At 55.4% G+C, this 8336-nt stretch carries 5 protein-coding genes, 2 tRNA genes and 2 rRNA genes; 8 read left to right on the top strand and 1 reads right to left on the bottom strand.

Annotated features, from left to right (window positions below; all coding sequences use genetic code 11):
* Window positions 1-5 precede the first annotated feature (5 nt).
* The 4 genes from AC4LE2_RS12220 to rrf all read left to right on the top strand — a co-directional run bounded on the left by AC4LE2_RS12220 (window position 6) and on the right by rrf (window position 3617).
* Window positions 6-82, top strand: a tRNA-Ile gene (locus tag AC4LE2_RS12220).
* Window positions 83-199: 117 nt separating this feature from the next.
* A tRNA-Ala gene (locus tag AC4LE2_RS12215) sits at window positions 200-275 on the top strand.
* A 223-nt stretch (window positions 276-498) separates the two neighbouring features.
* Window positions 499-3386, top strand: a 23S ribosomal RNA gene (locus AC4LE2_RS12210).
* 115 nt (window positions 3387-3501) lie between these two features.
* A 5S ribosomal RNA gene (gene rrf / locus AC4LE2_RS12205) occupies window positions 3502-3617 on the top strand.
* A 128-nt stretch (window positions 3618-3745) separates the two neighbouring features.
* Here the strand turns inward: rrf and queD are convergent.
* Window positions 3746-4102, bottom strand: coding sequence for a 6-carboxytetrahydropterin synthase QueD (queD, locus tag AC4LE2_RS12200; RefSeq protein WP_491826015.1), 357 nt, complete (start codon window positions 4100-4102; stop codon window positions 3746-3748).
* Window positions 4103-4299: 197 nt separating this feature from the next.
* Between queD and AC4LE2_RS12195 the strand changes: the two genes are divergently transcribed.
* From AC4LE2_RS12195 to ctpM, 4 genes are read left to right on the top strand one after another with little or no spacing between them, the layout of a single operon-like run.
* Entirely contained in the window at window positions 4300-4605 is a 306-nt protein-coding gene (locus AC4LE2_RS12195; protein ID WP_491826014.1) for a PepSY domain-containing protein, read from the top strand.
* Entirely contained in the window at window positions 4606-5274 is a 669-nt protein-coding gene (locus tag AC4LE2_RS12190) for a response regulator transcription factor (protein WP_491826013.1), read from the top strand.
* Window positions 5271-6584, top strand: a complete 1314-nt coding sequence (locus tag AC4LE2_RS12185) for a sensor histidine kinase (RefSeq protein ID WP_491826012.1) — start codon at window positions 5271-5273, stop codon at window positions 6582-6584. Before AC4LE2_RS12190 ends, AC4LE2_RS12185 begins: the two co-directional genes overlap by 4 nt.
* A 53-nt stretch (window positions 6585-6637) precedes the next feature.
* Entirely contained in the window at window positions 6638-8329 is a 1692-nt protein-coding gene (gene ctpM, locus AC4LE2_RS12180) for a methyl-accepting chemotaxis protein CtpM (protein WP_491826011.1), read from the top strand.
* Window positions 8330-8336: the final 7 nt, after the last annotated feature.

Below are 8336 nucleotides of genomic sequence, written 5' to 3'. Positions count from 1 at the left end.
ATATTGGGTCTGTAGCTCAGTTGGTTAGAGCGCACCCCTGATAAGGGTGAGGTCGGCAGTTCGAATCTGCCCAGACCCACCAGTTTTGGCTGGTCAGATGCAGAGCGCGCCCCATGCTCCTGGATAAAGAGCGGTGAGGTGGCTTTTCTGCAGTTCGAATCTGCCCAGACCCACCAGTTTTTTTGGTTGGCATTATTGCGGGGCCATAGCTCAGCTGGGAGAGCGCCTGCCTTGCACGCAGGAGGTCAGCGGTTCGATCCCGCTTGGCTCCACCACCTTCACTGTTTGAAAGCTTAGAAATGAGCATTCCCCCACGCACCTCAGGTGCCGGGGCCTGAATGTTGATTTCTGGTCTTTTCCAGAATCGTTCTTTAAAAATTTGGGTATGTGATAGAAAGATAGACTGTTCAGACCAGTTTCACTGCTGGTGTGATCAGGCTAAGGTAAAGCGAATGTTGTTCTTCACACCTGTACTCCCCAGATTGCTTGGGGTTATATGGTCAAGTGAATAAGCGCATACGGTGGATGCCTTGGCAGTCAGAGGCGATGAAAGACGTGGTAGCCTGCGATAAGCTTCGGGGAGTCGGCAAACAGACTTTGATCCGGAGATCTCTGAATGGGGGAACCCACCCAGCACAAGCTGGGTATCTTGTACTCAATACATAGGTGCAAGAGGCGAACCAGGGGAACTGAAACATCTAAGTACCCTGAGGAAAAGAAATCAACCGAGATTCCCTTAGTAGTGGCGAGCGAACGGGGACCAGCCCTTAAGTTGATTTGAGATTAGCGGAACGCTCTGGAAAGTGCGGCCATAGTGGGTGATAGCCCTGTACGCGAAAATCTCTTGTCAATGAAATCGAGTAGGACGGAGCACGAGAAACTTTGTCTGAATATGGGGGGACCATCCTCCAAGGCTAAATACTACTGACTGACCGATAGTGAACCAGTACCGTGAGGGAAAGGCGAAAAGAACCCCGGAGAGGGGAGTGAAATAGAACCTGAAACCGTATGCGTACAAGCAGTGGGAGCAGACTTGTTCTGTGACTGCGTACCTTTTGTATAATGGGTCAGCGACTTATTTTCAGTGGCAAGCTTAACCGAATAGGGGAGGCGTAGCGAAAGCGAGTCTTAATAGGGCGTCTAGTCGCTGGGAATAGACCCGAAACCGGGCGATCTATCCATGGGCAGGTTGAAGGTTGGGTAACACTAACTGGAGGACCGAACCGACTACCGTTGAAAAGTTAGCGGATGACCTGTGGATCGGAGTGAAAGGCTAATCAAGCTCGGAGATAGCTGGTTCTCCTCGAAAGCTATTTAGGTAGCGCCTCATGTATCACTGTAGGGGGTAGAGCACTGTTTCGGCTAGGGGGTCATCCCGACTTACCAAACCGATGCAAACTCCGAATACCTACAAGTGCCGAGCATGGGAGACACACGGCGGGTGCTAACGTCCGTCGTGAAAAGGGAAACAACCCAGACCGTCAGCTAAGGTCCCAAAATCCTGGTTAAGTGGGAAACGATGTGGGAAGGCTTAGACAGCTAGGAGGTTGGCTTAGAAGCAGCCACCCTTTAAAGAAAGCGTAATAGCTCACTAGTCGAGTCGGCCTGCGCGGAAGATGTAACGGGGCTCAAACCAGGTACCGAAGCTACGGGTGTCACGCAAGTGACGCGGTAGAGGAGCGTTCTGTAAGCCTGTGAAGGTCAGTTGAGAAGCTGGCTGGAGGTATCAGAAGTGCGAATGCTGACATGAGTAACGACAATGCGAGTGAAAAACTCGCACGCCGAAAAACCAAGGTTTCCTGCGCAACGTTAATCGACGCAGGGTTAGTCGGTCCCTAAGGCGAGGCTGAAAAGCGTAGTCGATGGAAAACAGGTTAATATTCCTGTACTTCTGGTTATTGCGATGGAGGGACGGAGAAGGCTAGGCCAGCTTGGCGTTGGTTGTCCAAGTTTAAGGTGGTAGGCTGAGATCTTAGGTAAATCCGGGATCTTAAGGCCGAGAGCTGATGACGAGTGTCTCAGGACACGAAGTGGTCGATGCCATGCTTCCAGGAAAAGCTTCTAAGCTTCAGGTAACCAGGAACCGTACCCCAAACCGACACAGGTGGTTGGGTAGAGAATACCAAGGCGCTTGAGAGAACTCGGGTGAAGGAACTAGGCAAAATGGCACCGTAACTTCGGGAGAAGGTGCGCCGGCGAAGGTGAAGGGTTTACCCCGTAAGCCTATGCCGGTCGAAGATACCAGGCCGCTGCGACTGTTTATTAAAAACACAGCACTCTGCAAACACGAAAGTGGACGTATAGGGTGTGACGCCTGCCCGGTGCCGGAAGGTTAATTGATGGGGTTAGCGCAAGCGAAGCTCTTGATCGAAGCCCCGGTAAACGGCGGCCGTAACTATAACGGTCCTAAGGTAGCGAAATTCCTTGTCGGGTAAGTTCCGACCTGCACGAATGGCGTAACGATGGCGGCGCTGTCTCCACCCGAGACTCAGTGAAATTGAAATCGCTGTGAAGATGCAGTGTATCCGCGGCTAGACGGAAAGACCCCGTGAACCTTTACTATAGCTTTGCACTGGACTTTGAGCTTGCTTGTGTAGGATAGGTGGGAGGCTTTGAAGCGTGGACGCCAGTCTGCGTGGAGCCAACCTTGAAATACCACCCTGGCAACCTTGAGGTTCTAACTCAGGTCCGTTATCCGGATCGAGGACAGTGTATGGTGGGTAGTTTGACTGGGGCGGTCTCCTCCCAAAGAGTAACGGAGGAGTACGAAGGTGCGCTCAGACCGGTCGGAAATCGGTCGTAGAGTATAAAGGCAAAAGCGCGCTTGACTGCGAGACAGACACGTCGAGCAGGTACGAAAGTAGGTCTTAGTGATCCGGTGGTTCTGTATGGAAGGGCCATCGCTCAACGGATAAAAGGTACTCCGGGGATAACAGGCTGATACCGCCCAAGAGTTCATATCGACGGCGGTGTTTGGCACCTCGATGTCGGCTCATCACATCCTGGGGCTGAAGCCGGTCCCAAGGGTATGGCTGTTCGCCATTTAAAGTGGTACGCGAGCTGGGTTTAGAACGTCGTGAGACAGTTCGGTCCCTATCTGCCGTGGACGTTTGAGATTTGAGAGGGGCTGCTCCTAGTACGAGAGGACCGGAGTGGACGAACCTCTGGTGTTCCGGTTGTCACGCCAGTGGCATTGCCGGGTAGCTATGTTCGGAAGAGATAACCGCTGAAAGCATCTAAGCGGGAAACTTGCCTCAAGATGAGATCTCACTGGAGCCTTGAGCTCCCTGAAGGGCCGTCGAAGACTACGACGTTGATAGGTGGGGTGTGTAAGCGCTGTGAGGCGTTGAGCTAACCCATACTAATTGCCCGTGAGGCTTGACCATATAACACCCAAGCAATCTGCCAACGGCAGCGCGCAGGGGTGAAGACACACCAGACGCTTGCACACTCACATACCCAGATTCGCCACGACGTGTACGCGCCGCGGCTACCGAATTTCTTGACGACCATAGAGCATTGGAACCACCTGATCCCTTCCCGAACTCAGCAGTGAAACGATGCATCGCCGATGGTAGTGTGGGGTTTCCCCATGTGAGAGTAGGTCATCGTCAAGATTCACACTCAAAACCCCTGATCGCACTGCGGTCAGGGGTTTTGTCTGTTCAATGTTTTAAACCTGCCTGAGCCGAACCTATACCATAAAAAACCGCCTGACTGAAGGCGGCTTTAAAATAGCGCATGGTCACTCGCCGCTGTATTCACACCCACTGGTGCAGGTCTCGTGAATCCTTACCTTGCTCAGCTCAGGTAGTAGGGGCTTGAGCTCAGACCAAATCCACACGGCGAGGTTTTCACTGGTAGGGTTTTCCAGGCCAGGAATATCATTTAGGTAATGATGATCCAGGCGCTCATAAATAGGTTTGAACACGGCCTTGATTTCAGAAAAGTCGCGTATCCAGCCCGTGTGAGGGTCTACTGGTCCAGATAAATGGATACCTATCTTGAATGAGTGGCCATGCAGACGCCCACATTTGTGGCCTGCGGGTACATTCGGTAGTTGATGAGCTGACTCGAACGTAAACTCTTTGAAAATTTCCACGCCAGGAATACCTGTCAAAAAAAGCAAAAAGCCATACTACCAGCATCGAATGCAGTAGGGGTATCTACCGGATTCAGCTTCACTTAAGCACGCGGATATACGCTCCAACCTCACTAAGCCACGCCTCTGATTCTTTATCAATGGCGGCCTCCCTTACCGGGCCTCCCTTACCGGGCGTCCTTACCTGAGGAGCGTACATGCTGCTTATACGCACAGCTGGCATATTTGTGACCCTGTTTGCCCTAGGCCAGGCCACTGCACACGATCTTAATCAAGACGAAGCCCTGCGCTTGCGTCAGCAGGGCGTCATACTACCGTTAGAACGCCTCACTGCGGCTGCATTAGCGCGTCACCAAGGCGCTGCATTTCTTGAGGCCGAGCTTGAGCAGGAGCACGGTCGTTACGTGTACGAGATAGAGGTATTGCTACCCGGCGGGCAGGTGCGTGAGCTGGAGTTCGATGCTGTAACGGGTGACCTGCTTGAGGATAAGGAAGACGACTGAATGCGTGTGTTATTGGTGGAAGACTCCGTACCATTGGCTGATGAGCTCATTGCGCTACTTGGCAGCCATAGCTATGCGGTGGACTGGCGTAGCGATGGGCGAGATGCATTGGTGCAGGGTCAGATCGAGCCCTACGATTGCATCGTGCTCGACTTGGGCCTACCTGGTCTTCCAGGGCTTGACGTGCTTGCGCAATGGCGTGCCTCTGGCCTCACTACCCCCGTACTGGTGCTAACAGCGAGAGGCTCGTGGGCCGAGCGCATAGAAGGCCTCAAGGCCGGAGCGGATGATTACCTCGGCAAGCCCTTTCACCCAGAAGAGTTAGTATTGAGGATGCAATCGCTGCTTCGCCGCTCCAAAGGCCTGCCTAACAACCCTCACCTTCAGGCGGGTGGCTTATCGTTAGATGAGGCCACCCAGACCGTGATGTGCAACGAACAGCCTGTCAGCCTCACTGCGGTTGAGTTTCGGCTACTGCGCTACTTCATGCTTCACCCTGGCCAGATCCTGTCCAAAGCCCAGTTGGCGGACCATTTGTACGATGGCGAAACGGAGCGGGACTCTAATGTAATGGAAGTCCACGTGAACCACTTACGCGGTAAGGTAGGCAAAACCCTTATAGAGACACGGCGTGGCCAGGGTTATCGTTTTGTCACAAGCGCACCATGAAGTCATTGCAGACCAGGCTGAGCGTGGGCTTGCTCAGCGTACTTATTCTGGGCGGTTTGTTGTTTGCCCAAGGTGCGTTATGGCTCTTTGAGAGCGGCGTTCAACGTTACCTCGAAAGCAACTTGCGTAGCCAAAGTGAGAACTTGCTAATTGCACTATTGCGCGGCCCGGACGGGTTGGTACTGGCGCCTGATCGCCTACTACCAGCCTATGATCGGGCGTTCTCTGGCTATTATTTTAAAATCGACTTGCCGGGCCGCCAGATTCGCTCCCGCTCGCTGTGGGATGCTCAACTTCCGGTAAGTCCAACGCCTGGCCTGACCCACGCCGAGGCCCCTGGGCCAGATGGCGAAGAGGTGATCATATTGCGCTCGGACTACCGACGGCTGGGCACGTCGATGTCTATCACCGTTGCTCAGGATTACACCCCCATCCGTGAAAGCTTTGCCCGCTTCAGGCAATGGGGGCTAGCGTTCGGTGCGATGCTACTGATTGCGGTACTTGCTCTACAGCGGCTGATCGTAACCCATGCCATGAAGCCCTTGGACATGGCGCGGTGCCAACTTATGCAGCTACAGCAAGGCAAGCGTGGGGCGCTTCAGCTTGCGGCGCCCTTGGAGCTGGAGCCCCTGATCCTGCAGATCAACCACCTTCATGCTCACACCGAGGACAGCTTGAAAAAAGCGCGCACCGCCTTGGGCAACCTGGGGCATGCGTTGAAAACGCCGCTGGCCGTGTTATTCAGTCAAGTGAATGGGCCACGCCTGCAACAAGACCTGGCGTTGCAGGCCTCGCTGTTAGAGCAATTGCGTCAGATACAGGCCCGGCTGGATAAAGAACTCGCCCGTGCACGCCTGGCAGGCGATGCATTGGTCGGCTCACCCTTTGCCTGTGACGACGAAGTACCTGTGCTGCTCACCATGCTGCGCGCCATCCATGGCACACGGGTCACGCTCCATGCGCAGAGCACCCCAGGCTTGGTATTGCCCTGGGACCGTGAAGACATGCTCGAACTCCTGGGTAATGTGCTGGACAACGCCTGCAAGTGGGCTACCGGTGTGGTCCACGTCTCGGCACGCGCGTCAGGCACAGGTTACTGTTTGACGGTAGACGACGACGGCCCCGGTATTCCTCCCCACGCACGTGAGCAGGTGCTTAGCAGAGGCGAGCGCCTCGACGAGCACATCCATGGGCATGGGCTAGGCTTGGGTATCGTCAAGGATATCGTCGAGGCCTGCCATGGCCAGCTCAGGTTAGAGGATAGCCCACTGGGTGGGCTGCGGGTGTCTGTCGAACTACCTCAACGCTAGACCGCTCAACTTCCAGTAGCCTGTGCCGATAACCGAACATTATTCCCCGGCTTATGAGAACTCCCATGCGCCTTAGTTTAAAGGGCAAGGTCTTGTCCCTTGCCGTTATCCCGGTTGTACTGTTCGCGCTCGTCATCAGCCTGAGCAACTTATGGATCTTGCGCCAGCAAGCGGACCGCGAAATTCAGGAAACCCGTGAGCGCTACCTCAACGATGCCAAAGCGGCACTACAGAATTACGTAGCCGTTGCATTGGGCACCGTTAAGCCCATTTACGACGCAGCAGCAGCAACTGATACCCAGGCCCAGGCGCAAGTCGTCCAGATGCTGTCCAAAGTCACTTATGGCAAGGACGGTTATTTCTTCGGCTACGACTCGAAGGCTGTGCGCCTGTTCAAAGGCAATAGCAGCGAAGGAATAGGGCAGAGCTTCATCGACGCCCGCGACCCTAATGGCGTCTACGTAAACCGCGAGCTGGTAAAGGTCGGCATCGACGGCAGCCATTACGTAACGTACTCCTCTAGCTTGCCAGGCACCCAAAAACTGGTACCCAAGCTTGCGTATACCGAATACCTGTCTAAGTGGGACATGGTAATCGGCACTGCGGTGAACCTCGACGGCATCGACGCGCAGCTTGCCCAGGTGCGTGAAACCGTGCATCAGCGTACGGTCGAGATGCTGACCACTATTCTGGGCATCGCAGCGGTGGTGCTGCTGGTAATCGCCCTGATGGGGTGGGTACTGGCGCGCAACATCGTGCGCCCACTGTCGATGATGAAAGACAGCCTGGACGATATTGCTGCGGGCGAGGGTGACCTTACCCGGCGCCTGCCCATCACCAGCCAGGACGAGCTGGGCCAGTTGGCAGGCTCGTTCAATCGCTTCGCCGACAAGATTCACGGAATGGTCCGGCAAATTGCAGGCATGACCGGCGAGCTAACCGGCCTGGTCAGTGACGTTGCCGACCAAGCCCAGCGCTCCGAGCAAGCCATGGAGCGTCAGCGCCAGGAAACCGATCAGGTGGCCACGGCCGTCAATGAGATGTCCGGTGCCGCGCAGGAAGTGGCCCGCAGTGCACAGGGCGCTGCTACGGCTGCGCAAGATACCGACGCTGAGGGGCGTCAGGCCAAGCAGGTAGTGGACGGCAGCGTTGCGCAGATCCACGCGCTGATTGCCGATATCCGCTTGAGTGGCACGTCGCTCGATACCCTGCAAAATGACGTACGCGCCATTGTTGGCGTGTTGAGTGTGATTCGGTCGATCGCTGACCAGACCAACCTGTTGGCGTTGAACGCTGCAATTGAAGCCGCCCGTGCCGGTGAGGCTGGGCGCGGGTTTGCGGTCGTTGCTGATGAGGTGCGCGCGCTGGCCAGCCGCACGCAGCAGAGTACCCAGGAAATCCAGGGCATGATCGATCGCCTGGAAACAGGTACCCGTGATGCTGTGGACGCCATGCGCCGCTCCAGCGAAGCCGGCGAAGACACCAGCCTGCGTGCCAACGAAGCGGGCCGTTCGCTCGACACCATGAGTGCGCTCATCGAAACCATCCGCAACATGAACGCGCAGATCGCGACGGCGGCCGAAGAGCAAACGGCAGTGGTCGAAGAGATCAACCGCAGCGTTCACCACATTGCAGGGGCGGTGGAGCAGGTAGCCGATGAAACCCGGCACGGTGCTGAAACCTCGCGCAAGCTGGCTGCGCTGGGTCAAGGGTTGGGGCATGTGGTGTCTCAGTTCAAGATCTGACGTCGTC

It is taken from the genome of Pseudomonas sp. 9.3L, assembly GCF_058536285.1.
The sequence above is the reverse complement of the archived record's forward strand: the minus strand, read 5'-3'. Positions and strand labels throughout refer to the sequence as shown.